28 protein-coding genes and 1 pseudogene are annotated in these 26,401 nt (G+C 62.4%); 7 read left to right on the top strand and 22 right to left on the bottom strand.

Annotation, left to right across the window (positions count from 1 at the left end; genetic code table 11):
* Positions 1-7: 7 nt before the first annotated feature.
* Both L0U80_RS26840 and L0U80_RS26835 read right to left on the bottom strand, forming a co-directional pair.
* Complete coding sequence (locus L0U80_RS26840) at positions 8-397, bottom strand: type II toxin-antitoxin system VapC family toxin (RefSeq protein WP_233873196.1); 390 nt, start codon at positions 395-397, stop codon at positions 8-10.
* Positions 394-627 (bottom strand): type II toxin-antitoxin system Phd/YefM family antitoxin, encoded by a 234-nt coding sequence (locus L0U80_RS26835; RefSeq protein WP_233873193.1) that lies wholly within the window; start codon positions 625-627, stop codon positions 394-396. The genes L0U80_RS26840 and L0U80_RS26835 overlap by 4 nt, the downstream gene beginning before the upstream one ends.
* 423 nt (positions 628-1,050) lie before the next feature.
* On the opposite strand from L0U80_RS26835, the gene L0U80_RS26830 reads away from it, so the two are divergent.
* The 3 genes from L0U80_RS26830 to L0U80_RS26820 all read left to right on the top strand — a co-directional run bounded on the left by L0U80_RS26830 (position 1,051) and on the right by L0U80_RS26820 (position 5,578).
* Entirely contained in the window at positions 1,051-2,835 is a 1,785-nt protein-coding gene (locus L0U80_RS26830) for an IlvD/Edd family dehydratase (protein ID WP_233873190.1), read from the top strand.
* Positions 2,836-2,875: 40 nt separating this feature from the next.
* The gene (locus tag L0U80_RS26825; protein WP_233873187.1) at positions 2,876-4,063 is read left to right on the top strand and encodes a fumarylacetoacetate hydrolase family protein; all 1,188 of its coding nucleotides are present in this window, start codon (positions 2,876-2,878) and stop codon (positions 4,061-4,063) included.
* Positions 4,064-4,135: 72 nt separating this feature from the next.
* On the top strand, positions 4,136-5,578 hold the full coding sequence (locus tag L0U80_RS26820) for an aldehyde dehydrogenase family protein (protein WP_233873184.1): 1,443 nt from the start codon (positions 4,136-4,138) through the stop codon (positions 5,576-5,578).
* A 298-nt stretch (positions 5,579-5,876) separates the two neighbouring features.
* Here the strand turns inward: L0U80_RS26820 and L0U80_RS26815 are convergent.
* Positions 5,877-6,272 (bottom strand): annotated as a pseudogene (locus tag L0U80_RS26815) (LysR family transcriptional regulator); the annotation flags it as partial.
* Positions 6,273-6,591: 319 nt separating this feature from the next.
* On the opposite strand from L0U80_RS26815, the gene L0U80_RS26810 reads away from it, so the two are divergent.
* A complete protein-coding gene (locus L0U80_RS26810; protein ID WP_233873181.1) occupies positions 6,592-7,035 on the top strand; it encodes a universal stress protein in 444 nt (147 codons plus the stop codon).
* A gap of 249 nt (positions 7,036-7,284) precedes the next feature.
* Entirely contained in the window at positions 7,285-7,533 is a 249-nt protein-coding gene (locus L0U80_RS26805) for a hypothetical protein (RefSeq protein ID WP_233873178.1), read from the top strand.
* A gap of 46 nt (positions 7,534-7,579) precedes the next feature.
* On the opposite strand, the gene L0U80_RS26800 is transcribed toward L0U80_RS26805, so the two are convergent.
* From L0U80_RS26800 to L0U80_RS26720, 17 genes are all read right to left on the bottom strand, one after another.
* Complete coding sequence (locus L0U80_RS26800) at positions 7,580-8,659, bottom strand: porin (RefSeq protein WP_233873175.1); 1,080 nt, start codon at positions 8,657-8,659, stop codon at positions 7,580-7,582.
* A gap of 100 nt (positions 8,660-8,759) precedes the next feature.
* Entirely contained in the window at positions 8,760-9,581 is an 822-nt protein-coding gene (locus L0U80_RS26795; protein WP_233873172.1) for an alpha/beta fold hydrolase, read from the bottom strand.
* 33 nt (positions 9,582-9,614) lie between these two features.
* Positions 9,615-9,806, bottom strand: a complete 192-nt coding sequence (gene thmT, locus L0U80_RS26790) for a 2-hydroxymuconate tautomerase (RefSeq protein ID WP_233873169.1) — start codon at positions 9,804-9,806, stop codon at positions 9,615-9,617.
* 13 nt (positions 9,807-9,819) lie between these two features.
* Positions 9,820-10,608, bottom strand: a complete 789-nt coding sequence (gene dmpH / locus L0U80_RS26785) for a 2-oxo-3-hexenedioate decarboxylase (protein WP_233873166.1) — start codon at positions 10,606-10,608, stop codon at positions 9,820-9,822.
* A complete protein-coding gene (gene dmpG, locus L0U80_RS26780) occupies positions 10,605-11,651 on the bottom strand; it encodes a 4-hydroxy-2-oxovalerate aldolase (RefSeq protein WP_233873163.1) in 1,047 nt (348 codons plus the stop codon). Before dmpG ends, dmpH begins: the two co-directional genes overlap by 4 nt.
* Before the next feature lie 63 nt (positions 11,652-11,714).
* The gene (locus tag L0U80_RS26775) at positions 11,715-12,638 is read right to left on the bottom strand and encodes an acetaldehyde dehydrogenase (acetylating) (protein WP_233873160.1); all 924 of its coding nucleotides are present in this window, start codon (positions 12,636-12,638) and stop codon (positions 11,715-11,717) included.
* Positions 12,639-12,694: 56 nt separating this feature from the next.
* Complete coding sequence (gene dmpE / locus L0U80_RS26770) at positions 12,695-13,477, bottom strand: 2-oxopent-4-enoate hydratase (protein WP_233873157.1); 783 nt, start codon at positions 13,475-13,477, stop codon at positions 12,695-12,697.
* A 28-nt stretch (positions 13,478-13,505) separates the two neighbouring features.
* The gene (locus L0U80_RS26765; RefSeq protein ID WP_233873154.1) at positions 13,506-15,029 is read right to left on the bottom strand and encodes a 2-hydroxymuconic semialdehyde dehydrogenase; all 1,524 of its coding nucleotides are present in this window, start codon (positions 15,027-15,029) and stop codon (positions 13,506-13,508) included.
* 57 nt (positions 15,030-15,086) lie between these two features.
* Positions 15,087-15,536 carry a GlcG/HbpS family heme-binding protein gene (locus tag L0U80_RS26760; RefSeq protein ID WP_233873151.1) on the bottom strand — a complete coding sequence of 150 codons (450 nt, stop codon included), beginning with the start codon at positions 15,534-15,536 and terminating at the stop codon, positions 15,087-15,089.
* Positions 15,537-15,549: 13 nt separating this feature from the next.
* The gene (locus L0U80_RS26755; RefSeq protein ID WP_233873148.1) at positions 15,550-16,494 is read right to left on the bottom strand and encodes a catechol 2,3-dioxygenase; all 945 of its coding nucleotides are present in this window, start codon (positions 16,492-16,494) and stop codon (positions 15,550-15,552) included.
* Positions 16,485-16,880 (bottom strand): 2Fe-2S iron-sulfur cluster-binding protein, encoded by a 396-nt coding sequence (locus L0U80_RS26750; protein WP_233873144.1) that lies wholly within the window; start codon positions 16,878-16,880, stop codon positions 16,485-16,487. Before L0U80_RS26750 ends, L0U80_RS26755 begins: the two co-directional genes overlap by 10 nt.
* 1 nt (position 16,881) lies before the next feature.
* Positions 16,882-17,940: an NADH:ubiquinone reductase (Na(+)-transporting) subunit F gene (locus L0U80_RS26745; protein ID WP_233873141.1), complete on the bottom strand. Its 1,059-nt coding sequence runs from the start codon at positions 17,938-17,940 to the stop codon at positions 16,882-16,884.
* A gap of 67 nt (positions 17,941-18,007) precedes the next feature.
* Positions 18,008-18,364, bottom strand: coding sequence for a phenol hydroxylase subunit P4 (locus L0U80_RS26740; protein WP_233873139.1), 357 nt, complete (start codon positions 18,362-18,364; stop codon positions 18,008-18,010).
* 16 nt (positions 18,365-18,380) lie between these two features.
* Positions 18,381-19,931, bottom strand: a complete 1,551-nt coding sequence (locus L0U80_RS26735; protein WP_233873136.1) for an aromatic/alkene/methane monooxygenase hydroxylase/oxygenase subunit alpha — start codon at positions 19,929-19,931, stop codon at positions 18,381-18,383.
* A gap of 39 nt (positions 19,932-19,970) precedes the next feature.
* Positions 19,971-20,240: an MmoB/DmpM family protein gene (locus tag L0U80_RS26730; RefSeq protein ID WP_233873133.1), complete on the bottom strand. Its 270-nt coding sequence runs from the start codon at positions 20,238-20,240 to the stop codon at positions 19,971-19,973.
* Positions 20,241-20,290: 50 nt separating this feature from the next.
* Entirely contained in the window at positions 20,291-21,289 is a 999-nt protein-coding gene (locus L0U80_RS26725) for a ferritin family protein (protein WP_233873130.1), read from the bottom strand.
* Positions 21,286-21,513: a phenol hydroxylase subunit gene (locus L0U80_RS26720; RefSeq protein WP_233873127.1), complete on the bottom strand. Its 228-nt coding sequence runs from the start codon at positions 21,511-21,513 to the stop codon at positions 21,286-21,288. The genes L0U80_RS26725 and L0U80_RS26720 overlap by 4 nt, the downstream gene beginning before the upstream one ends.
* A gap of 294 nt (positions 21,514-21,807) precedes the next feature.
* On the opposite strand from L0U80_RS26720, the gene L0U80_RS26715 reads away from it, so the two are divergent.
* Together L0U80_RS26715 and L0U80_RS26710 are read left to right on the top strand one after the other, a co-directional pair.
* Complete coding sequence (locus L0U80_RS26715) at positions 21,808-23,502, top strand: sigma-54-dependent Fis family transcriptional regulator (protein ID WP_233873123.1); 1,695 nt, start codon at positions 21,808-21,810, stop codon at positions 23,500-23,502.
* Complete coding sequence (locus L0U80_RS26710) at positions 23,499-24,236, top strand: GntR family transcriptional regulator (RefSeq protein ID WP_233873120.1); 738 nt, start codon at positions 23,499-23,501, stop codon at positions 24,234-24,236. The genes L0U80_RS26715 and L0U80_RS26710 overlap by 4 nt, the downstream gene beginning before the upstream one ends.
* Before the next feature lie 98 nt (positions 24,237-24,334).
* On the opposite strand, the gene L0U80_RS26705 is transcribed toward L0U80_RS26710, so the two are convergent.
* On the bottom strand, positions 24,335-25,666 hold the full coding sequence (locus L0U80_RS26705; RefSeq protein ID WP_233873117.1) for an ATP-binding protein: 1,332 nt from the start codon (positions 25,664-25,666) through the stop codon (positions 24,335-24,337).
* Positions 25,666-26,328 (bottom strand): response regulator transcription factor, encoded by a 663-nt coding sequence (locus tag L0U80_RS26700; RefSeq protein ID WP_233873114.1) that lies wholly within the window; start codon positions 26,326-26,328, stop codon positions 25,666-25,668. Before L0U80_RS26700 ends, L0U80_RS26705 begins: the two co-directional genes overlap by 1 nt.
* Between the last annotated feature and the right edge of the window lie 73 nt (positions 26,329-26,401).

The following is a 26,401-nucleotide window of genomic DNA, read 5'->3' as shown; positions in this document are numbered from 1 at the left end:
ATCGCCATCACCAGACCGTTTCCACATAGGTTAATTCCCGCATTCGCGCGTCCGGCGTGACAAGCGTGCCGCCAAGCGTGCGCGCGGTGGCCGCAATCAGCCTTTGATGCGAAGTCAGCTCGCGTGACATCGAAGCGGCGCGCACCGCGATAGCGGAATCGACCGGCACGATACGCACGCCCTCGATCGATATGAGCGTGGAAAGCCAGCTACGGGTGTCCATCGAAAGTTCGAGGCACCCGTCTTCGACGAATTGCACCAGATCCATCACGGTGATCGTCGAAATCAGGATTTCGCCGCCGTTCAGCTCGTTATCGATTGCCTTTTGCGCGGCCTCGCCCAACTCGTCCTTTCCGGTCAACCAGTAGACGAGCGCGAGGGTATCGAGCGTGATCATCCGTTCTCGGCCTGCTGCGCGAGCGCCTCGGGTTCGCCCTTGAGGCTGAAGTTCACGATGGAGGAGCGCAATAGTTCAAGCGGGTTCTTGCGACGGCTTCGGTAGGGACGGATTTCAACGGTAGGCTCACCTCGATCGGTCACGACCACTGTCTCCCCCAGCATTTCCACGTGCCGGAACAGTTCGCACGCCTTGGACTTGAATACCGCTTTGGATACGCGCTTTTCCATCGTTGATCTCCACCCTCTCAAACCAGTTGGCTGCAATGTTCGCCGGTCAAATGAAGCCGCTGCCGGCGGTGTATGTTATCGGTAACGTCGCAACAATATCACGCGTGCAAGCATCGCTTCAACCCTGTTTGAACAGGGGTATTCCCGCAATTTGTCCAGTGCGCTCCTGATTTCGCGAGACTGATTAGTAAACCTGATTACTATGCGAGTTACCAGGGGATAACCCTTGGCTGTACGAGATCGCCAGAGAGGCGTAACATGCAGGCCTGTTACCGGTAACAGTAAACTAGACTGACCGGTCGGACGGTGTATGAAAATGCGACCGGACGGCACTGCTGGCTATCATGGCCCGCAGCATGGCGAGTCCACCGCGACCGCCCGCGAATACTCAACTTCCCTTTGCATGCAAGAGAGATGACCACGATGTCCGAATTCAAACCGCGCAGGCTGAGAAGCCAGAACTGGTTCGACGACCCGGCTCACGCGGATATGACCGCGCTGTACGTCGAGCGTTTCATGAACTACGGCCTCACCCGCGAGGAATTGCAGTCGGGCCGCCCGATCATCGGCATCGCGCAGACGGGCAGCGATCTGGCGCCCTGCAACCGCCACCACATCGAACTTGCGCAGCGCGTCAAAGCGGGCATTCGCGACGCCGGCGGCATTCCGATGGAGTTCCCCGTCCACCCGCTCGCTGAGCAAAGCCGCCGTCCCACCGCCGCGCTCGACCGCAACCTCGCTTATCTCGGTCTCGTGGAAATCCTGCACGGCTTTCCGCTGGACGGCGTCGTGCTGACCACCGGATGCGACAAGACGACCCCGGCCTGCCTGATGGCCGCCGCGACGATCGACCTGCCTGCCATCGTGCTGTCCGGCGGGCCGATGCTCGACGGCTGGCATAACGGCCAACGCGTCGGCTCGGGCACCGTGATCTGGCACGCGCGCAACCTGCTGGCCGCAGGCGAAATCGACTATGAGGGTTTCATGGAGCTGACCACCGCGTCCTCCCCCTCGATCGGTCACTGCAATACGATGGGCACGGCGCTTTCGATGAACTGTCTCGCCGAAGCGCTCGGCATGTCGCTGCCAGGCTGCGCCAGCATTCCGGCCGCGTACCGCGAGCGTGGCCAGATGGCATACACGACCGGCAAGCGCATCGTCGATATGGTGCGCGACGACATGCGTCCGTCGCACATCATGACCCACGCCGCGTTCGAAAATGCGATCGTCGTTGCGTCCGCACTGGGTGCGTCGACCAACTGCCCGCCGCATCTGATTGCGATCGCGCGTCATATGGGGATCGAACTGAGCCTCGACGACTGGCAGCGCGTCGGCGAGCAAGTGCCGCTGCTCGTCAACTGCATGCCCGCTGGCGAATACCTTGGCGAAAGCTTCCACCGCTCGGGCGGCGTGCCCGCCGTGCTTCGCCAGATCGCGGCCGCCGGCCTGCTGCACGGCGACTGTGCGACTGTATCGGGCCGCACGATCGGAGAGATCGCCTCGACCGCGCCGGAAGCCGACCGCGAAGTCATCCGGCCGCACGACGAGCCGCTCAAGCATCGCGCGGGCTTTATCGTGCTGTCCGGCAACTTCTTCGACAGCGCCATCATGAAGATGTCCGTCGTCGGCGACGCATTTCGTCAGACCTATCTTAGCGAGCCGGGCGCGGAAAACAGCTTCGAAGCACGCGCGATCGTCTTCGAAGGGCCGGAGGACTATCATGCACGCATCGACGACCCGTCACTGGAAATCGACGAGCACTGCATCCTCGTGATCCGGGGCTGCGGCACGGTGGGGTATCCGGGAAGCGCCGAAGTGGTCAACATGGCGCCGCCGGCCGAACTCCTGCGCCGCGGTATCGAATCGCTGCCGTGCATGGGCGATGGACGGCAAAGCGGTACGTCGGCGAGTCCGTCGATCCTTAACATGTCGCCGGAAGCAGCGGTGGGCGGCGGTCTCGCGCTGCTGCGCACCAACGACCGCATCCGCGTCGATCTGAATGCGCGCAGCGTCAATGTGCTGATCGACGAGGCGGAACTCGCGCGTCGCCGTGAGACGGCAACTTTTGGAGCGCCGCCGGCGCAGACGCCGTGGCAGGAGCTTTACCGGCAAATGGTCGGGCAGCTTTCGACGGGCGGCTGCCTCGAACCGGCCACGCTTTACCTCAAGGTGATCGAGGAACGCGGCGATCCGCGCCACTCGCACTAAGTGTGCAATTCAACTTCTCCACTTTTTGCTCAATCGATCCATGACCGCTTCCAACATTTCCGCCTGCCTGCCGCAGGACCTCGAACGCGCACTTCTCATCGGACGCGTGTGGCGACACAGCGATACGGGCGAAGGACCCAGCGTCGTCGTCGTGCGTAACGGTGAAGTATTCGACATCACGCGCACCGTGCCGACCACCGCTGATCTGCTGGATCGTCCCGATGTCGTTGAAATCGCCCGCACGGCACAAGGCGAATCGCTTGGCCCGGTCAGCAAGCTGATGGAGGCCAGTCTCGCGGCGCAAAGCGGCAGCGGTCCCTACCTGCTCGCACCGTGCGACGTCCAGTCGATCAAGGCGTGCGGCGTCACCTTCGCCGTGAGCCTGATCGAGCGTGTGATCGAAGAACAGGCCGGCGGCGACCCGGCAAAGGCCGTCGAAGCGCGCAATGAAATTACCGCGCTGATCGGCACCGATCTGTCGAAAATCCGCCCGGGTTCCGAAGCGGCCATGCAACTGAAGGCCGAACTCGTGCGTCGCGGCGCGTGGTCGCAGTACATGGAAGTCGGCATTGGTCCGGATGCCGAAGTATTCTCAAAGTCGCAGCCGATGTCGTCGGTGGGCTTTGGTGCCGATATCGGCCTGCATCCCGCCTCGGTCTGGAACAACCCCGAGCCGGAAATCGTGCTCGCGGTCAGCAGCAAGGGCGAAGCCGTCGGCGCTACGCTCGGCAACGACGTGAACCTGCGCGACATCGAGGGACGCTCTGCGCTGCTGCTCGGCAAGTGCAAGGACAATAACGGCTCGTGTGCGATCGGCCCGTTCGTGCGCCTGTTCGACGAGCACTTCACGATCGACACCGTTCGCGAAACGAGCGTTTCGTTGCTCGTGGAAGGCCGCGACGACGACTTCGTGCTGGAGGGCATCAGCCACATGAGCGAAATCAGCCGCGATCCGCTCGACCTCGTCGGCCAGACCTGCGGCGCGCACCACCAGTACCCCGACGGTTTCATGCTGTTCCTCGGCACCATGTTTTCGCCGATCGAAGACCGCGATGCACCGGGGGCCGGCTTCACGCATCACCTGGGCGACATTGTGACGATCTCCGCGCCGCCGCTCGGCGCGCTCGTGAATACGGTGCGCCTGTGCACCGAAATCACACCGTGGACGTTCGGCACGCGTGCGCTGTACCTCAATCTGGCGCAACGTGGGCTCCTTCAGGCGCAATAAACCCGTCCGGCGTTTGCGGCATGTTTATTGCGGTAACGACGTGACTTCTTTGACTATCAACCATTCGACACCATGAACCAGTTCGCAAATTTCATAGCAGGCGAGTGGCTTGCATCGGAGCGAGTCAAGCACAACGTCAATCCGTCCGATCTTGACGACGTGATTGGCGAATTCGCGCAAGCCGACGTCGAGCAGACTCGACGTGCAATCGCGGCTGCCCGCACGGCCTTTCCGAAATGGTCCCTCAGCACGCCGCAACAGCGCTTCGATCTGCTGGACCAGGTGGGCAGTGTGGTCCTCGCGCGCAAAGCCGAACTCGGCGAGTTGCTCGCCCGCGAGGAAGGCAAGACGCTCCCCGAAGCAATCGGCGAAGTCGGCCGCGCTGGCCAGATTTTCAAGTTCTTCGCCGGTGAAGCGCTGCGAGTCGGCGGCGAAATCGTGCCGTCCGTGCGACCCGGCTTGAATGTCGAGATCACGCGCGAACCGGTCGGCGTGGTGGGCCTGATTACGCCGTGGAATTTCCCGATCGCAATTCCGGCTTGGAAAATCGCCCCTGCCCTCGCGTTTGGCAACTGCGTCGTCATCAAACCCGCCGACCTCGTGCCCGCGAGCACCTGGGAACTCGTGAAAATCATCGCCGAAGCAGGCGCGCCCGCCGGTGTCATCAATCTGGTGATGGGCAGCGGCTCGGTTGTCGGTGAGACGCTCGTCCAGTCGCCCGATGTCGACGCCATCAGCTTCACGGGCTCGGTGGCAACGGGTCAGGCAATCGCTGCCAAATGCGTTGCGCTCGGCAAGAAGTTCCAGCTCGAAATGGGCGGCAAGAACCCGATGGTCGTGCTCGACGATGCAGACCTCGATGTTGCCGTGGAAGCCTGTGTCAACGGCTCGTTCTTTTCCACGGGTCAGCGATGCACGGCATCGAGCCGTCTGATCGTGACGGAAGGCATTTACGATCGCTTTATCGAAGCCGTGAAAACGCGCATGAGCGCGCTGCGGGTCGGTCATGCACTCGATAGTGCAACGCACATCGGGCCGGTCGTCGACGAAAGCCAGCTCGCGCAGGACGAGCGCTATATCGCCATTGCCCGCGAGGAAGGCGGGACGGTGTTTGGCGGTCAACGTGTCGAATCCGCTACCAAAGGATTCTTCCTCGCGCCCGCACTGGTTACCGACACCACATCCGATATGCGCATCAACCGCGAGGAGGTGTTCGGCCCCGTGGCGTCGGTTATCAAGGTGAAGGATTACGAAGAGGCACTGGCTGTCGCGAACGATACGCGCTTTGGGCTTTCGGCTGGTATCTGCACGACTTCGCTGAAGTATGCGGCGCACTTCAAGCGTCACGTACAGGCCGGGATGGTGATGATCAACGCAGCTACCGCGGGTGTCGATTACCACGTTCCGTTCGGTGGGCGTAAAGGCTCCAGCTATGGGCCGCGTGAACAGGGCAGCTATGCGAGGGAGTTCTATACGACCGTGAAGACTGTTTATGTCAATCCGGGCGCACTGTAAGCGGCGTTGAAGGTGCTCCGTGCAGGACGAAAGAGCAACTATGTGGCGACCGCATCACGCGGTTGCAGGCATCCTGCTCTGGCGTGCCGCGTCGTTCGAGGCGTGTTGAACGCGGCCTCGCCGGCATGAGCGCGTGTCCCGGCTGGTGCTACCACGCATGACAGCGCGCTACTAACGCAGTAGCGTCCTGCCGTTTTACCTAAGCCCGTTGCAGCGAGTGGCTGCAACGGGCTTAGACCGATTTACGACAACGGCACTAGCTCGTACTGATGCGCTGCTTATTGCTCATCAGATCGACAACGAAGTCAGGATCGTGGTCGGGGTGCGCGGCCGTGAATCCATCCAGCTGTTTCCCGAGAGTGGCCCGGCAGGAAACCGGATCCAGATTGACTCTCAGCTTGCCGTACGCAACCGACGCGCCACCTGCAACGGCAGTGACGGCTTCCCGCAGTCCGGTGAGGCGAGAAATCACCTCCTCGCAAAAACGACCACCCTCTTCCGTTCGCGAAACGGAGCGCGTCGTTCGGTTGAAAAGGCAGATTTTCAACCTCTGTTCCAGCCTACCAATCGCCCGCCTAACTGACGCCCGCTAGCGTCATGCCTGTGACCTCCGACGCGACTGCAAACGCCCTTTGTTGACCACAGCGGCGAACACACAAATGCCGGCGCACAACTTCTCGCGACTGGATCTCATGGTCGTACGCGCCCATACGGCGACTGATCGCAATCGATTTACCGAAGGCCAACGCAGCGATGCCGCCCCCGGCAGCTATATGGCTTACCGATGCACACCATGCCTGATTGGTAATTCGACGTCACTTCTCTAGTGCCGTTCACGTCATTTTTCTTCGACTCGCGTTTATACAGAATGCATCTCACCGAGACATTCCGTCCCGTCGATCAAATTCGGAATATTTACTGACGCTTCCGTATTGTATTAACTCAGTTCCCTTGACTTATCAGATCAATGCTTCTTTGAACGCCATGCACTACCTTCCATACTGCGAACAGCCATGTCTACGTCTTCCCGCATACTACTTTTCTATGATGGAACGATCGAAGCGAAGATAGCTTTGCTTCGCTGCGCAAAACTCTCTGTGGCACTTTCGGCGCTTGTCGATGTTGTCACAGTTGTCGATTACGTAACCACAAACGCCACGTGGGCAAGCACGCTGAGCGATGTCCTGGTTTCGCAGATGGAAGAGAACGCACGGGTTGACTTGAAATACGCACTCGATGAGTTGGGGTTGAACGGCGTGGTCGCACGTGGCCACGTCGCATTTGGCGACACTGCATACGCAATATCGCAGATGATCGAACAACTAAACTCCGACCTGATCGTCGTGGGTCACCGTGCGAAAACCGGCCTCGCACGCTGGTACAGCGCCCGCCCGCTTCACATCGATCTGGCGGAAAGGTTGAAGGGAGCGACGATCGTCACCGTTACATCCGGTTGACTTTCCGTCGATCGCCGCGCCATCACATTTCTTTTTAGTCAGTTTTTATTGTCACCTGTTGTGGTCGCTTCAGCGGACCAACGGAACACTTTGCGTCTGTGCGTTATTCCGCCTGGACTTTCCCTGAAGTGGAAATCGAGTTTTTGCTGCTCGAGCCAATCCTTCCGCTAAGGAAAAGTCGGCCGCAATCATCAAACGATGTCCACTCAGAGCACAATGTTGTCAGCGTCCACCTCAGGAAGCGACGAGATGTCTCCTGCACATGCTTACTGGTTTCCGGCGAAACGCCATGGCTGGGGATGGGGACTGCCTGTACGTTGGCAGGGATGGGCCGTGTTGGTCGCCTATGCAGTGTTGCTTGGCATAGGCGCTCGCGTCTCCCATCCTGATCTTCATCCGGCAGCGTTCATCGTGTTTGTCATACTTCTAACGCTGGCCCTTCTAGCCGTGTGCTGGCTCAAGGGAGAGCCACCGCGGTGGCGCTGGGGCAAATACTGAATCGCCCCGGCGAGCCCCCAAAAAATCTTCGATGGCCAATTCGACATCAGAAAACGTGGCGGACGCCAACGTTCACACCCGTCGTCGTCCCCGCTGGACTGAAGAGCGCATTGTTGACCGACAGCCCCGTGTTCATCGCGCCATGGTTGTTGACCACCGCGGCCTGGCCGTAAAGCGTCGTCCTGTGCGAGAGGAAGTACTGTGCGCCAAGCGCGCCCATCACCGAGTGGTTGGTCGTGTCGTTACGGTCGCTCACGTACCAGACGCCGCCGTTGAAATCGAGGGTCGGCGATGCGAGGAAGTCGAGGCCGGCGTTATAGACGTTGCTGTTGAAGCCGCCCGCCACCTTGTAATTGATGAACGAAGCTTTGGCGCTCAGCCCGCCGATCTTGTACGACGCGCCCAGCATGCGCCCTACGAATGCGACATTCGTCGGTGGCGCCGTGTTCACTGTACCGCCGCTGTTCCCGTTGTAGAACGCGCCTTCTACCATCACCGTACCGTTGTCGTACTTGAGGTTCATCGAGTACTGCCGGCCCGACTGGAAGTTACCGGCCACGCCGCCGAACGCAAACATCGCGCCGCCCGAGAAACCGGCGACGACCGGGCTCGAATACGATACGGCGTTCGCGTTAAAGACACCAGTGCCGAGCACGTGATCGAGGTAGATCGGCAGGCCACTGCCAAATTGCGACATTCCACGTGGATCGAGATCGAAGAGCGATAGAAAGAACGGTGAGAACTGCATCCCCAGCTTGAGTCCGCCATATCGGTTCGACAGTCCGACGTACGCTTGCCGGCCGAACAGGTTACCGTTCGAATTGCCGAAAGCGCCGTTCGCGACGCTAAAGCCGCTTTCCAGCTTGAATTCTGCCTTCAATCCGCCGCCCAGGTCTTCCGTGCCCGTAAGTCCGAACAGTGTGGGCGCCGAGCCGCCATCGAGGAACGAAAACTGCTTGCCAGCATTGCCGCCCGTCGCGGGATCGAGCGTTTTGCTGGTATAGAGCAGCCCGCCGTCGACGAGGCCGTACAACGTCACACTGGACTGCGCGTGCGCGGCGCCGGTAAAAAGCAGGCCAACTGCGCCAGCGATCCCCACCCTACGAAATTTTCGTTGACTGAACATCCGGTTGTCTCCTTTTTACAAACCAATTGATTTGTCGTGTTTTAATAATTAGTAGTACTTTGTTATAACCGCATGTGACGTCCGAAATCCACGTTCGCTGCTATTTGCGCAAATGATGAACTACCAGATCGCTGAAGCGTTCCGCGTGCTCGATCTGCGTCCAGTGCCCGCATTGCCCGAACACATGCAACTGCGCGCGCGGGATCAACTCGAAAAGACGCAGCGAACTGGCGAGCGGAATCACGCGATCCTCGCGGCCATGCACGATCAGCGTCTCGTTCGGCAGCGTGCGGATGGCCGCCTCCGGGCTCGCGAGCGCGTCCACCGAGCGTTGGCGCGGCGCCGGAAACATCGCGGCAAACGCCTCCTGATAGCCGGGCCGGATGCTCGCTTCGTAGCGCAGCTTCGCGAGATCGTCGTTCACGAGCGTGCGGTCGAACGCGAAGATGTCGAGCAGCGCGCGCATGTTCGCGATCGACGGCGTATAGCCCCACACGGCGTCGAGTCCTTCGGTGATCGGAAACGAAACGCCCGCACTGCCCATCAGTACGAGCCTGCCGACCCGCTCAGGCGCGCGGATCGCGAGCGCAATTGCGAGCGCACCACCGAACGAATTGCCGACGACGTGCGCGCGCGCAACGCCGAGCGCATCGAGCAGCCCGAGCACATGCGTAACCCACGCGTCCATCGCATACCGGAACCCCTGCGGACGCGCCGTTTCGCCGAACCCGACGATGTCCGGCGCGATCACGCGGAACTGCTTCGCGAGCGCCGGCATCGTGAGCCGCCAGTTCGCCCAGGCCGTCACGCCCGGCCCCGAGCCGTGAATCAGCAGGACCGGCGCGCCATCGCCGAGGTCGTGATAGTTGGTGCGGATACCATCGACCATGATGCTGCGGCCGATTTCTGGATTGCTCTGCATGCGTTTTTCCTGTCTGGAAAGCCTGTGCGTTGATCAGCGTCCGCGCTTCTTCGCGCTCTGCCCCGCAATGCCGAAATGCTCCTTCGGCATTTCGAAGATCAGCACACGCACCGATTCAACGGGTGCATCGATTGCGCGATGAATGGCGTCGGTCACTTCGGCTATCAGCCGCTCCTTCTTCTCGTCGTCGCGGCCTTCGATGATGTACAGGTGAGCGATGGGCATGATGGTCTCCTTCTCAGACGAATCGCAAACTGGTTGAACCCATGCCCTGCACACGCAGCGTGACGTTGTCGCCTGCCGCGACCGCCACCGCCTCGGTAATGCCGCCCGACAAAATCAGGCTGCCCGCGGGGATCGATTCACCACGCGCGCCCAGATGGTTTGCGAGCATCGCGACAGCCGCGGCCGGATGGCCGAGCACTGCTGCGCCCGCGCCGAACGCTACCGGCTCGCCGTTCTTCTCCAGCACGATACCTATCGTGCGCAGATCGACGCCTTCGACGCCGAGCGGCTGACCGCCCACGACGAAGCGAGCCGCCGACGTGTTGTCGGCCACGACGCTTTTCAGGTCGAAGCGGAAGTCGCGGTAGCGGCTGTCGATCACCTCGATTCCTGGAATCACGAAGTCGGTTGCGGCGAGTACCGTGCCGATGTGGCAGCCCGGCCCCTTCAGTTCCGTCTTCGTGACGAACGCGATCTCCGGCTCCACCTTCGGGTGGATCAGTTCGGCCACCTTGCAGGTGCCGCCGTCGGGCACCCCGAACGTGTCGATGAGATAGCCGAACACCGGCGTTTCGACGCCCATCTGGCGCATCTTGGCGTGCGACGTAAGGCCCGCCTTGTAGCCGACGATGCGTGCCCCGCGTGCAAGCTGGCGCCGGCGTATCGTGTCCTGCACCGCGTACGCGTCGTCCCAGTCCATGTCCGGATGCGTGTCGGTGATCTTCGGCGTGTCGCGCGCTTCGAGCGCGCAATCGTCGAGATGCCGTGCCAGTGATTCAATCGTTTCGTTCGACAGCTTCATGCAGCCTCCTCGTTGTTCTGGTTCGCGCGTTGCCGCGCGAGCGTGAGCGCGGTGTCCTCGATCATGTCCTCCTGGCCACCGACCATCTTGCGTCGGCCCAGTTCGACGAGAATCTCGCGCGACGGCACGCCGTACTTCTCCGCCGCGCGCTTCGCGAACAGCAGGAATGAACCGTAGACGCCTGCGTAGCCGAGCGTGAGCGCGTCGCGGTCGAGGCGGATCGGAAAGTCCATCATCGGCACGACCAGATCTTCGGCGACGTCCTGAATCTTCCACACATCGACACCGGTCTCGATGCCCATGCGGTCGCACACGGCCACCAGCACTTCGAGCGGCGTGTTGCCCGCGCCCGCGCCAAGGCCCGCTGCCGCGCCGTCGATGCGGTTCGCACCCGCCTCGATCGCGGCGAGCGAGTTCGCGATGCCCATCGCGAGGTTGTGATGGCCGTGAAAGCCGAGTTCCGTCTTCGGATCGAGCGCATCGCGCACCGCGCCGAGGCGCGCCTTCACGTCGTCGGGCAGCATGTAACCCGCCGAATCGGTGATGTAGATGCAGTTCGCGCCGTAGCTCTCCATCAGCTTCGCCTGCTTGACGAGCCCCGCGGGGTCGTTCATGTGGCTCATCATCAGGAATCCTACGGTGTCCATGTCAAGCTTGCGAGCGAACGAAATGTGCTGCTCCGAAACGTCCGCCTCGGTGCAGTGCGTCGCGACACGGATCGTGTGCACGCCAAGCTCGTGCGCCATTTTCAGGTGATCGACGGTACCGATACCCGGCAGCAGCAGCGCCGACACCTTCGCCTGTTTGAGCAGCGGAATCACAGCGCCGAGATATTCCTCGTCGCTGTGCGCGGGAAAACCGTAGTTGACCGACGAGCCGCCGAGCCCGTCGCCGTGCGTGACTTCGATGAGCGGCACGCCCGCTTCGTCGAGTCCTCGCGCGACCGAGCGCATCTGGTCGAGGGTCATCTGGTGACGCTTCGGGTGCATGCCGTCACGCAGCGTCATGTCGTGAAGGGTTATTCGCTTGCCTTGGAGATTCATGTCGATTCCGTATGGGTCCGGTCGTTATCGTGTGAAGCGCGGTGATGCGCCGTCTGCCTGGCCTCAGGTAGGTGCGCTCTCGACCGGCGCGAGCGTGATGCGGCCTGCGAGCAGTTCTTCGGCGAACATCTCGGCCGTCCGCGCGGCGGCGGCCGTCATGATGTCGAGATTGCCGGCGTAGCGCGGCAGGTAGTCACCGAGCCCCTCGACTTCGAGAAACACCGAAACGCGATTGCCGTCGAACACCGGTCCGTTCACGAGCCGGTAGCCGGGCACGTAACGCTGCACGTCGGCAATCATGGCGTTGACTGACTCGACGATGCGCGCCTCATCGGGTACACCCGCAGTCAGGCAGTGCACCGTGTCGCGCATGATGAGGGGTGGATCGGCCGGGTTGATGATGATGATCGCCTTGCCATTTTTCGCGCCGCCGACCTTCGCCACCGCCGACGCCGTGGTGCGCGTGAACTCGTCGATGTTCTTGCGCGTGCCGGGTCCGACCGAGCGCGATGAAACCGTCGCGACGATCTCCGCATAATCGACCGGCTGCACGCGCGAAATCGCGTGCACCATCGGGATCGTCGCCTGGCCGCCGCAGGTCACCATGTTGACGTTCATCTCGCGTCGGCCAATGTGCTCCTTGAGATTGACCGGAGGCACACAGTACGGCCCGATCGCGGCCGGTGTGAGGTCGATCATCATCACGCCGAGCGCGTTGAGCTTGCGACTGTTTTCCGCGTGGACGTAGGCGCTCGTTGCATCGAAGGCGATTTGCACGTTGTCGGCCAGCACGTGCGGCACGAGTCCGTCTACGCCTTCGGCGGTTGTCTTGAGACCGAGTTCGCGTGCCTTCTTCAGCCCGTCGGATTCGGGGTCGATGCCGACCATCCACACCGGTTCGAGCACGGGGCTGCGCATGAGTTTGGCGAGCAGGTCGGTGCCGATATTGCCCGGCCCAATCAGCGCGCAACGGATTTTCTGTGTCATTAGGATGTCCTCTTGCCTGTCATTGAAAGCGGTAACGATCAGATCGGCGGGTTCGTTCAGGCAAAGCGCACCGAACAGGCGCCGATGCCGCCGATCGACACCCGGAAGCTGTCGCCGGCCTGAATCGTCGCCATGGCGGCCAGCGCGCCGGAGAGGACCACCTCGCCGGCCTTTAGCGGGATGCCGAACTCGCCGAGCGTGTTGGCGAGCCACGCGATCGCATTGACGGGAGAGCCGAGCGCCGCCGCGCCCGCGCCGGTGCCGATCACCTCAGCGTTCTTCTCCAGCACCATGCCGCAGGTCGCCAGATCGACGCGGCGCGGACTCACCGCTGTGTCGCCGAGCACGAACACGCCGCACGACGCGTTGTCCGCGACGGTGTCGCCGATCTTGATCTTCCAGTCGCGAATGCGCGAATCGACGATCTCGAAGCACGGCATCACGCATTCCGTGGCGGCAAGCACCATCGCATTCGTGACGCCGGGCCCCATCAGATCACGCTTCAGGACGAACGCGATCTCCCCTTCGGCCTTGGGCTGGATCAGCGTGTCGAGCGGGATGCGTTCGCCCTCGCCATACACCATGCCCGAGAGCAGATAGCCGAAATCGGGCTGGTAGACGCCCAGCATGTCCATGACCGCCTTCGACGTGACACCGATTTTTTTTCCGACGACGGTTTCGCCAGCATCCATGCGCCGATCTACGAAGCGCTGCTGGATGCGGTATGCGTCGTGCACCGTGAGATCCTCGTGCTGCGCGCTGAGCGGCGCGATGGCTTCGCGGGCGACGAACGCGTCGTAGAGACGGTCGCCCAGTCTTTCTATCAACGTGGTTTCCATATGCAATCCGAAATGAATTCAGTTTTCTTCAGAGCTTCACGCAGACATTCTTGAGTTCGGTGTAGAACTCGAGCGAATGCACGCCGCCTTCGCGTCCGATGCCCGACTGCTTCGCGCCGCCAAACGCGGTGCGCAGATCGCGAAGGAACCACGAGTTGACCCATGCGATACCGACCTCGATGGCCGCCGCGACGCGATGCGCGCGTGCGAGGTTGGTCGTCCAGATCGCTGTGGCGAGCCCGTATTCGTTCGCATTCGCCCGGCGCACGACTTCCGCTTCGGAATCGAACGGCATGATGAGCGCACACGGTCCGAAGATCTCTTCGCGCGCGATCGGCGAATCGTCGCCGAGGCCGGTCCACAGCGTCGGCTGAACCCACGCGCCGTCACGCAGGTCCGCTGGCATGTCCGGCACGCCGCCACCTGTCACGACCGTTGCACCGAGTTCCACCGCCTTGCGGTAGTAAGACAGCACCTTGTTGCGATGCTCCTGACTGATGAGCGGGCCCATGCCGGTCGTGGCCTCCTCCGGCCGGCCTGGACGCAGACGCTCGGCACCGTCCTTGAGCGCGGCGACGAAGCGCTCGAAGAGCGGCCGTTCGACGTAAATGCGCTCCGTGCCGAGGCAGACTTGCCCCGAATTCACAAAGCACGAGCGCAGTGTCCCTTCGATTGCTGCGTCGAAATCGCAGTCGGCGAACACGATTGCCGCGTTCTTGCCGCCCATCTCCAGGCTGACCGGACGCGCGCCGTCCGCAGCGGCCTTCATAATCGCGGCGCCGGTCCGCGTCTCGCCAGTGAACGTGATGGCGTTCACGCCGGGATGCGTCGTCACGAACTCACCCGCCGAACCGGGGCCGAAGCCGTGCACGACGTTGTAGACGCCGCGCGGCACGCCCGCCGCGTTCATGACCTCACCGAGCAGCGCAGCCGTTTGCGGGGTCTCTTCCGAAGGCTTGACGACCACCGTGTTGCCGCACGCGAGCGCCGGTCCGACCTTCCACGTCATGAGCAGCAACGGCAGGTTCCATGGACAGACCACGCCGACCACGCCGACCGGCCGGCGAATCGCGTAGTTGAGCGCGCCCCTGCCGTCCGGCGTCGTCATTTCGAAGCTTTCGCCGGGCACGTTCTTGACGACGTCGGCGAAGATCTTGAAGTTCGCCGCGCCGCGCGGAATGTCGATGTGCCGCGCGAGGCTCATGGGCTTGCCCGTGTCGGCCACTTCGGCTTCGAGAAAGTCGTCAAAGCGGCGCTCGATGCCGTCGGCCACCGCATACAGCAGGTCGACGCGCTGTGCGATGCTCAGGCTGCCCCACGGCCCAGCGAGCGCCGCACGTGCAGCACGCACAGCAGCGTCGACGTCGTCGCGGCTTGCTTCAGCTACGCGCGCGATCACCGCATCGTTGAGCGGCGAGCGTTTGTCGAACCAACGCCCGCTTTCGGAGCCGGCATCGCAGTACTCGCCGTCGATGAAGTTGCGGACCAGTTTTACCTCAGGCCGGCGGCCTGATTCGCCGCTCGCAGCGGCCGTCGATTTCGTGTCGTGCATGGATCGTTCCAACAAGGTAGTCGTGATCGAGGAGTGAAACAAAGCGGCGGCAGCCTTTCACGGACCGGCAAGCCCGAGCGCGTCGAGGCCTGCCCGCGCGCAGGCCTCGTCCTGCGCTTCGCTGCCGCCGGATACACCTATAGCTCCGATGACCCGGCCGTCCTCGACGACCGGCATGCCACCGCCAAACGCGACGAACCGGGGACGCAGCACGATGCCATCGCGCACGGCCGCCGAATGCTCCCGCAGCGCGTCATGCCATGCACCGGTTGGCAGTCCGAAGCTTGCCGCCGTGTAGGCTTTATCGATGGCGATATCGATCGAATGCAGCGGCGCGCCGGGCATGCGGACGAAGGCGGCGAGGAGGCCCGCCGCGTCGACCACTGCTGCGTTCACTCGCACGCCGAGCCGATCGGCCTCACGCACGGCCGCCTCGACCGCGCGGTGCGCGGCGGGCCAGTCGATAACCCGCGCCTCGATCCCATGGCGGGAAATGGCTTGATTCATCGCGCACCGTCCATCAGGTGTAGACGGTGGTGAAGGCTTCATTCAGCTCGCCCGAGTGGTAGAAGATGGCACGGCCGATCTCCTCCCCGGTCCACGTCGTGACAGGACGGTCCGGCTGGGCGAGATAGCCGAGCCCCGCGAAGGTCTCGTTGCGGTTGCCGCTCGGATCGAAGAAGTAGATCGTCGTGCCGCGCGTGATGCCGTGCCGCGTCGGCGCGACGTCGATCTTCACCTTGTTCTTCGCCATCACGTCGGCCGACTTCAGCACGTCGGCCCAGTCGTCGAGGAAGAACGCAATGTGGTGCAGACCGTTGCGCGGGCCGCCGACGAACGCAATGTCGTGCGGCGTCGAACTGCGGAACAGCCACGTCGCGACCGGAATCGAGTGATCCGGGCCGACCATCAACTGCTCGGAAAGATAGAAGTCGAGGACCTCGCGCATGAAGCGCGTGTTGTCCTCCACGCGGTTGACGCCCCGCTCCGGATCGAACTCGCACATCAGCAGACAATGGTCGAGCCAGTGGACACCCGAGCCCCTGATGTCGTCCGGCCACGGATCGGGGTTAAGCGAGCCCACGTCGGTGCCCACCTGTTCCTTCTTCGCATAGAGCAGCATCTCGTGCCCGCTCGGCAGCCTGAACTTCAACATGCGGCCGATCGCAGGCAAGGTGCCCTCAGGCAGCATTTCGGTTTTCGTACCGTATGCCTCGATACGCGCCTGCAGTGCATCGAGGTCGGCGTCGTGCTCCACCTTGTACGCCACGTGCCTGATCCCTGCCTGGTCAGAGGGACTCAGGATCAGCGAGTACTTGTCCCACTCGTCCCAGCATTTCAGATAGACGTTGCCTGCAGCGTCCCGATGCGTTTCCTTGAGACCCAGTACCCGCTCGTAATGCCCAAGCGCCGCATCCATGTCCATGACCTTCAGGTTGACATGGCCGATACGCATCACACCCATGATGTGTCTCCTCCTGACTGCTTTGTTGAAATGGGGACCGCCGCGATGGCGCATCCATTGAAAAAAGGCTTTTGCATCTTCCCCGCTACTTCAACCTCGACGTCGCCCTGCGGCGCGACGCGACACGCGAGCGAATAGCCCGCGCATTCCTCCTCCGCGCTAACGTGCGCGCGACTGATCGGACCGAGTCGACTCACCTCGCCGCGCAGCACGCGCACCTTGCACACGCCGCAGCCGCCGTTCAGGCAGCCGACCGGAATGCCGCGCCGGCCGAGCTGCGCCATCGCTGCGAGCAGCGACTGACCGGGTGCGCAAGGAAAGCGCTCGCCGGTCTGGGCGATCGTGACGGTGACTTTCGTCGCGCTTGTACTTACGCTTGTGCCCATGTCACACCTTGCGGAAAAGCGGGCTGCGCACCTGCTGCACGTCGGCCGCTGAAATGAACTTCTCGTGATAGATGTCGCGCTCGAACAGACGGCCCTGCATCAGCGTCGAGATGCACGCGTCGATCATTGCGGGCGGTCCACACAGGTACGCCTGGTGCCCCGAGAAGTCGTTGTCGAAGTGCGCCTTCGCCACCTCGTGCACGAAGCCCTGGCCAATTCCCGCGTCAATCGCTCCCTCGGACAGCGCGGGCACATACGTGAAGTTCGGATAACGCGCGCTCAGTGCGCGGAATTCGTCGTCGTAGTAGAGCTCCGCCGCGTTGCGCTGGCCGTAGACCAGCGTGATCGGCAGGTCAACGCCCTGTGCCAGCAGATCGAGGATCATCGAGCGCGGGCTCGATAGCCCCGAGCCGCCCGCCAGAAAAATCATCGGCCTGCCCGCGGACTTGCGCACGAAGAAGCGCCCATACGGCCCTGACAACGGCATCCGGTCGCCAACGGCGAGCTTCTCGTGCAACCAAGCCGTGCCGAGGCCACCCGGCACCTGACGGACATTGAGTTCGATTTCGCCCGTCTTCGCGACGTCGTCTGGCGCGTTCGCGATCGAGAAAGCACGCGTCTGCGGGATGTCCGGAATCGAGAGCTGCACGTACTGACCCGCCTGGAAATCGATCGGACGATCGAGCCGCAGTCGAATCGACCTGATGGTCGGCGTGAGCGTCTCGATGCGCACGACCTCGCCCACGAAGTCCTGCACGGGGATGATCTGCGCATCCGGCTCCTCGTCGACATCGGCCTCGATCACGGTATCCGCCTGCAGCGTTGCGCAGCAGGCGAGCGCCTTGCGTTCCTCGCGCTCGAAATCCATCAACGCGAATGGGCTTGCTTCGCCCAGGTCGGCCTCGCCTTCGAGGACCTCGACCTTGCACGTTCCGCACAGGCCATGACAACACGCGTGCGGAATATAGATGCCCTGGCGCAGCGCCGCGTCGAGAATGGTCTGCCCTTCCTCGACTTCGATCGTGGCGCCGAGCGGTTCAATGGTGAGCTGGTAACTCATATCGGTTCCGTCTCTAATCCTGATACTGATCGGCGGACCGGGCGCCTCTGCTCGCCCGGTCCCGCATTCAACTGCACGAGCCCGCAATACCGTTCAGGCCCGGCGTCCTGAAACGGATCAGGTCCTTATGTCCGATACCGTTTTCCGCGAGGCTTTTCGACGCATCGGGCGTCCACGGCTTGCCCGACTTGAACCACTCCACGCAGGTCCAGTCGATCTTCGCGAAGTCGGGGTGATAGCCGTAGATGCCGGGTAGCACCTTCGCGGCCAGCGCGCCGAACGGCATGTCGGGCGGCAGCGGCAAGCAGAACGGCGACGGAAACATCAGGTGATCTTCCCAGCCGATGTACACGAGCGGCGCGGGAAATTTCTCCACCGCATCCTTGATCGGGAATGCGTAGGGCTTGAGCGCGATAACGGTCACGTTGTTCTCCCCTGCCTCAATTGCTCGACGCTTCGCCGCGCCAGGCCGCGAAGTTCTTCTGATCTTCCGAGCCCTCGAAATCCAGGGCGTCGCGCGTCGGATCGACTTCGTAGTAGTCCAGAACCGCGGCGAGCGGATCAAAGCCTTCACTCGACGGATCGACGCCGGGCTTGAAGCAGTTGCCCTGGTAGATCTGGTGCACGGGCAGCCAGGCCTGTGTGTACTTCTGCGGCTCGTCGTCGAAGATCTCCTTGCAGTGATCGCTGCAGAAGTGGAACTTGTTGCCGAGGTAATCCGATTCGCGCGCGCAGATCTTCGTGGCGTCGCCGGGCTCGGTGAACAGCATCGGCACCTGGCACACCTGACACAGCATGGGCAGCGTCTTGATGTAGAAGCGGTTGCCGGCCTCGGCCTGCTCGCGCCAATAGTCGAAACGCGGCCGGTAGTGGCGCTCGAACGTGTCCGGGTAATGCGAGGCGAGCCACTTCATCTCGTCGTCCTTCGGCATCCACGTATGGAACGGCGCGGCCGCACCGAAGCTGTAGAACGTCGACCACGCCTGGTGACTGATGTGATCCTTGCCTTCGCACGCGTCCTTCCAGCCTTTCGGCTCGCGGATGCCATAGCGCGCGAGATCCTTGAAGAGCGCGCCGCCGTTCTGCTCGGCGTACATCTCCCAGGCCTCTTTCCAGCTCATCACGCGCTTGGGCTGCATGTAGTCCATCATCATCGCGACGAGCGTGAGCAGCCGGTAGCCTCGCCAGAACCACTTGTCGATCCATTTCTGCACGATCGGCACGTTGCCGGGGTCCTGCTCGAGCATGAACTTGATGCACTCCATGCCGAGCGTCATGTGCCGCGATTCGTCCGACTGTGCCGAGAAGCCGAACGTGACGGTCGACATGTCGCCGTTGTACGCCGCGCCGGACATGAACGGCACGAACAGCAGATTGGTCAGCACATACTCGAAAGAAAAACTCACTGCGGTCAGGAATTCGAACGGCCCGGCGGTGGAAGCGTCTTCGAAGAACGACTTCGGCACGGACAGGTACCAGACACGGTCGAACCAGTGGTTCGTGTGGTGCATACCGTTGAAAAACCGGTTGTACGTCGAGAGCGCGTGCGTTTCGGTCTGGAAGTGGCGCAGCTCGTCGATCGACTGCATCTGGCAGGCGACACGCGCGCCCTCGCCGGTGAAGTTCCGTCCAACGTGCGCGAACCCACGATACGCGTAGTATTCGAGCGGCGTCACACCCTGGATGAACAGCTTCAGTGCGTTGATGTAGCGCGCGTCCGTCACGCCAAGAAAGGCGTTGTTCTGCGTGAACGCTTCGATCACCGCGTAGAGCTTCTTCTCCTTCTCGCCCTGGTATTTCCAGTACGCGTCCATCGTGAGGCGGAACGGGTCCGCCCACTGATCCCAGTCGTGAATCTTGATGCCTTCGTAACGGTCATACGGAAAGACCTTTTCCATCGGCTGATACGTCGTCTCCCAGCCGAGGCCGCGGGTCATCGCGGCATAGCGTTCCTTGAGGCCAAGCTTTTTCTTCAGCACTGGCGTGTCCATGCCTGTCTCCTTCATGGGGCGGTGTTCAATGCGCCGCGTTTAGTTTTTCCAGCTGAGCGTGAACTGGTCGTCGTCTTCGTCGACGTAGCCAGAGATCGTGATCAGGTTGACGTGAAGCTGCTGCAAGTCGAAGCGGGCACCGGTCAGGTCCTCGATCGTCTCGCGCCGGATCGTCAGGTGCCCCGGCGCGTCGATCTTCACCATCCCCGGCGATTCGACGGCCACCGCGTTCGGGTTGTCCGCGAGAATCGCCTCGACGACGGCCCTGGATTCCTCATTGGCCTGAAATGCAATGAATACGTTGGACATGCGTTTTCCTTCGGTCAGGTCGGTCAGATCAAGTCGCGCCTAATCGCGCGTTACTGGCGGGCGATGCCGAGTTTCGCGAAACGCGCGCGAAGCTGCCCGCGTACCTCGTCGTGCATCGCATGGGCGTTTTGTGGAAACGCCAGCGCGGCGACGGGCAATAGCGCCGCGGCAGCCTGCTCCTCCCAGTGATGCGCCCAATGCGTGAGGCACGCGCGGTTGTCTTCGGATTCGGCGGCAATCGTCTTGACGACCGCATCGACCCATCGGCTCGATTCCTCGTGCCACTCGGGCATGAAGGCTGTCAGCATCGCAATCGCGGAGCCGTTGTTGAGCGCCACATGCTCGTCGACGAAGCGGTCATAGACGAGCGGATACAGCAGGCCGTCGAGCGCGAGGTTCTGCGTGATGAAGAGCTCGACAGGGTCGTCGATTACCAAGGTATCCTCAACGTATCGACGCAGCGCCTGCCACGCCGGATCCGCGAGCCATGCGGCCTTCGCGTCGTCCAGCACGTTCGGGCCGGACACGGCGATTGCGAGGCGCGTGAGGTACTGCGCGATGCCGAGGTTGTCCATCGCATGGAACATCGCGGGCGCGGTGAACGCAGTGCCGTAGCCGAGGGCGCAGATCTGCGAGTTGTTCATGTTCGCGCCCCAGGCGGCGTGGCGCAGCGGCACCAGTACGGCCAGCGCCTGGGCTGCCAGCGCTGCAGGTATAAGGTCCGCCATGCCGCGCGACTCGACGAATTCGAAGTTGGCTTCCATCGCGTCCTGCTGGCGCGCGCGCGTCATCGTCCATGACGCGTAATAGAACTGCCGCGGGTCCTTCAGCGCGTACCAGTCCGACATGACGATCGCAGTGCGTGACCTGTCGAACAGGTCGTGATCGGGATCCCACGTCGGGCGATAGTGGAAGTTGGCCGTGGGCTGCGAGCCCATGGTGCCTTCCATGTAGCGCGATGCGGTCTTGCCCTCGCCGATGTACTGCGCGACGTGCGCAAAGGTGTGTCGCAGCGGCTTGATGTCTACTGTCTTCAGATCGATGGTCACTGCTGGCTCCTCCCGGTCATGGTTTCGCTCGACTCACCGAGCCGCGAGACGTTTTGCGCAAGGCAGAACTCCTCGAATGCGGCGAGCGGCAACATCAGTTCGACGCAGAGTTCCGGCTGTCCCACCGAGAATTCGAATTCGACGAATCCCCGGTCGTTGATGCCGGTCACCTTGACGAATCTGCGGCCCGGATCGAACGGGTCGTCTGCGTTCTGTCTGTGCATGGGTGTCTCCTCCATTGCGCGGTATTCAATGCACCATCCGTGCCATGCGGCGAGCATCCCCGGCAAAAATCTCGATAATTAAGGGTAAGCACCGACATCCGGATGCCTATCTTGCAGCGCAATACTGGTTAACCAGATCTGCGCCAGCTCAAGATCAGCCTGCTCAAACAGTTGATTTGCAGCGGGTTTTCATGATTTGATCAACACATTCAGGCGCGATTCACGAAATCATCAAACGCCACCCACATCGCTGCTCAGATGTTGGGGAAATTGAAAAATCTCGATGGAGACGACATGACACGGTCCGAGCTGCCACCGTTGCCGACCGACGCCGATCTGCGCAAGCTGATCCATTTTTCGGCCAGCGACGGCCGTATCTGGCTCGCCGGACAGCGGATGGTGCTGATCCACACAGCGGCGCTTGGCGCGCTGCGCCGCGAACTGATGGAGAGCGTCGGGCCGGTCGAAACGCGCCGGATATTCACGCGCGCCGGCTTCGCTGCAGGCGAGCGCGATGCGAATCTCGCGCGCGAGATTCGTAGCAACGCGTCGCTTTACGAAATGTTCGCGGTCGGGCCGCAACTGCACATGCTCGAAGGCGCGGTACAGGTCACGCCGATCCGCTTCGAGGCCGACCCGGATACCGGCCGCTTCTACGGCGAATACCGCTGGGAGCACTCATGGGAAGCCGAGGTGCACAAGCGCAGTTTCGGACCGCAGACGCAGCCCGTGTGCTGGATGCTGATCGGCTATGCGTCCGGCTACACGAGTGCATTCATGGGCCGCACGATCCTGTTCAAGGAGACGTCATGCGGCGGCATGAACGATGCGCATTGCCATATCGTCGGCAAGCCGCTCGATGAGTGGCCGGACGCTGCCGAGCTGTCGTCGTGGTTCAAGGCCGACTCGCTTCTCAACACGATTCGCGACCTGCAGACCGAAGTGGAATCGCTGCGCCTCGAAATCGCACCCGATGCGGACAAGACCCGCCTGATCGGCAGCTCTCCCGCGTTTCTCGCCGCCTATGGACTGCTGCAGATGGCGGCCCCGACCAAGGTGACGGTGCTGCTCACCGGCGAGACCGGTGTCGGTAAAGAGCGCTTTGCGCGTGCGCTGCATGCGCTCAGTCCGCGCGCATCCGGTCCGTTCGTCGCGGTCAATTGCGCGGCCATTCCGCATGCGCTGATCGAATCGGAACTGTTTGGTGCGGAGAAAGGCGCCTACACCGGTTCGCAGGCCGCACGCGCCGGACGCTTCGAGCGCGCCGAAGGCGGCACACTCTTCCTCGACGAAATCGGCGAGCTGCCGCTGGAAGTGCAGGCCAAGCTGTTGCGCGTGATTCAGGAAGGCGAGGTGGAGCGACTCGGCTCGACCAACAATCGTAAGGTCGACGTCCGCCTCGTTGCGGCGACGAACCAGGATCTCGCCCGGGCAGTGCAGGAAGGCCGTTTTCGCGCCGACCTGTTCTACCGGATCAACGTCTATCCGGTCATCATTCCGCCACTGCGCGCGCGCCGCGACGACATCGAGCCGCTCGCACAGGCGATGCTCGAACGCTTCGCGTCGCTGCACGGCAAGCCGGTGCCGGCGCTCACCGATCACGCCTGCGAAGCACTGCGCGAGTACGCGTGGCCCGGCAACGTGCGCGAGCTGGAAAACATCGTCGAGCGCGCGGTGATCCTGGCGCGGCCGAACCGCGAGGTCGATTCGAAGGATCTCTTTCCCGGCATGAGCCTGCCGGAGGGCGCAACGATCGATCGCAAGGGGCAGATCCAGGAGAGCAGCGCCGCGCACTTCGACTGCCAGGCACTGCTCGACCGGCTTCAGGACTATGGCGGCGGCCTCGAAGGTCTCGAGCGCGCGCTGCTGCACGAGGCTGTGGACCGCGCGAACGGCAACCTGTCCGCCGCCGCGCGTCTGCTCGGCATCACGCGTCCGCAGCTCAGCTACCGCCTCGGTCGCAAGCAGAATCAGGAGAATCAAGCGTGAACCTGTCGCCGTCGATCGAAACACTCCCCACCCACGTCTCCCCTTCGTTCTCCGACGACGCGGCCGGGCAGCACGCCCGCACGCTCGGCGAGCAGGCGTATCACCAGTTGCGCCAGCACATCATCGAGGGCCGCTATCCGCCCGGCACGAAGCTGCGCGTCGAGCACCTCAAGGACGTTTATGGCGTCGGTGCTGGCACGCTGCGTGAAGCGCTTACGCGACTCGTCAGCGACGCGCTCGTCGTCGCCGAGGGTCAGCGCGGCTTTCGCGTCACGCCGATGTCGATCGCCGATCTGGAGCACATCACGAAGTTGCGCATCCTGATCGAGGTCGACGCACTGCGCGAATCGGTCCGGCGCGGCGACGCCGCCTGGGAACAGCGTGTGCGCCAGAGCTTCGAAGCACTTTCAGCGTGGGAACAGCCGGTATCGATCGACAAACGGTCCGCCTGGGAGCTTCATAACCGGCGCTTTCACGAGGAGCTGATCTCAGCCGCTGCAACGCCCTGGACGTATCTGATTTTGCGCGTGCTGTCCCAGCACGGAGAACGCTACCGGCGAGCGTGCATCGGCCTCGAAAACTCGAACCGCGACCTGCATCGCGAACACGCGTGCATATTCGAAGCTGCTATACGCCGCGCCGATGCACGCGCCGCGCTCGCGCTCGAAGACCACATCAGCACGACGCTCACGACCATGAGGCATGCGCCTAAAGGGGCTATTCCGTTCGACTGAACCCAGGGCGTGGACGGTCGGTTCAAGCGCAGCCGGGAATCGACGACTCGCGTTCGTCAGTGACATAGCGCGATCAACTAGAGGATCTGGAAGGCAGACTAAACGCGTGCAGGCGTCAGCCCTTCGACGACGGCTTCGAAACCGTCGGGGCAGCCGCTCGCTGGAGAATGAAGGTGGAGACTCGCGCCCGCGGCCTGCACGATGGCGTTGACGATTGCGAGGCCAAGGCCGCTTCCCGTGGCCGCCGTGGCACCACGCTCGAACGGCTCGGTGAGGCGCGCAAGTGTGTCAACCGGCACGATCCGCCCGCGATTGGCGACGCTCAGCCGTCCATCTGCAAAGAGCACCGCGCGAACGGGCTCTGCTGCCCCGTGCTTGATCGCATTCTCGATCAGATTGCGCACGAGAATCGCGAAGGCATCCTGGTCGATCCGCGAATTCACTGCCTGCTCGGGCAGCGTCAGGTCTACGCGCGCGGACTGATCAGCACGACGAATATCTTCAACCACGATTTGCAGAACCGGCCGAAGGTCCTGTGGGACATCGGCAAGGATGTGTCCACCCTCCGCACGCGCGAGTTGCATCAGTTTCTCGCTTAGCCGGGCGAGTGTGCGCAATGAAGTCTCAACGGTTTTGGTACGTTCTTCGAGCTGCGAGCCTTGCGCCTCGGCGATGAGGCGCTGCGTCTGCGCGAGCGCGGCTGCAATCGGCGTGCGTAGCTCGTGCGCACTATTCGCCGTGAAGCTGCGCTCGGCAGTCAGCGCGCGACCCAGCCGGATCATCAGCGCATTGACCGAATCGGCTACGGGTTCGATCTCGGCGGGCAATCCTGCTTTGGAGAGCGGGCTCAGGTCGTCGCGGCCGCGACCGCCGATGCCTTCACAGAACTGCCGGATCGGGCGCAGCCCCGAGCGCACCATCAGCCACGTACCGAGCAGCCCCAGCGGGACGAGCAGCAGCAAGGGCCGCAGAACTGCAAACGCGGCCCCAAAACCTGCCCGCTGACGGCTGGCCAGCGGCTCGGCAATCAACAGCGTAACCGTCCCCTGCAGCACGGTCTCCGCGTAAATCCGGTGCGTCTGCGTCGAGCGGAATCCGGACGTCAACCCCGGCGGAAAGATCGCTGGGTTTGCGTCATGAGACTGCAGGACGGTATTTCCGGCCTGATCGCGAACGATATAGGTCAACAGTTCGTGGTGCGCGCGGACGGCGGCGATCCGTTGGCCGTCGTCAGATTGCCGTTCCACGTCGACGATGTCCATCACGGCAAGCGGCACGAGCCGCTGAGCGGTCTCCTGCAACGCACTATCCGACATGCGGTTAATTTCCCCGCGCAGCACGTGAAATACCGCGAACGCGGCAGCCAGCGAGAAGACGATCAGGCCGGCCGCCAAGAGGACGGCCATACGTACCTGCAGGCTGCGCAGCATCATCGGTCGTTGCGCAGCCGGTAGCCAAGGCCGCGTATCGTTTCGATCAGGTCGGCTCCCAGTTTTTTGCGCAGCCGGCTCATGTGCACTTCGATCGTATTGCTACCGATTTCGGCGCTGAACGAATAGAGACGCTCCTCCAGTTGCGCCCTGGAAAGAATCCTGTCCTGCCGCTGGATGAACGCCTCGAGCAACGCCCATTCGCTTGCCGTGAGCGAAATGTCCTGACCGTCGCGCTTGAGGCTGTGTGCGGCCAGATCGACTTCGAGATCCCCCAATGTGACGAGCGGATTCGGATTGCCGCTGTACCGGCGCGCAACAGCGTTCACGCGCGCCGAAAGTTCGGAGAGGTCAAAGGGCTTGACGAGGTAATCGTCCGCACCGGCATTCAACCCTGCGATGCGGCTCGTGACCTGATCGAGCGCCGTGAGGATGATGACGGCAACCGTCGAGCCACGCGCGCGCAATTCCCGCAAAAAGTCGAGGCCCCGGCCGTCGGGTAGCATCAGGTCAAGCAGGATCAAATCGTAGTTGGCGGCCTGCTCGTAGCGACGCGCGTCGCCAAGGCTGGCGACATGATCGGTCGAGTGTCCGTCACGCGTGATCTGATCTCTGACGGCTTGTCCGAGCAGGGGATCGTCCTCGACAAGCAGCACTCTCATGCCTTTTCCCAATGATGTTTATCCGGAACTCTGCTACGCGAACCTTACGCCGGGATTAAGAAAAAATCCCGCG

The organism is Paraburkholderia adhaesiva (assembly GCF_021390575.1).
Lineage (GTDB): Bacteria > Pseudomonadota > Gammaproteobacteria > Burkholderiales > Burkholderiaceae > Paraburkholderia > Paraburkholderia adhaesiva.
The sequence above is the reverse complement of the archived record's forward strand: the minus strand, read 5'-3'. Positions and strand labels throughout refer to the sequence as shown.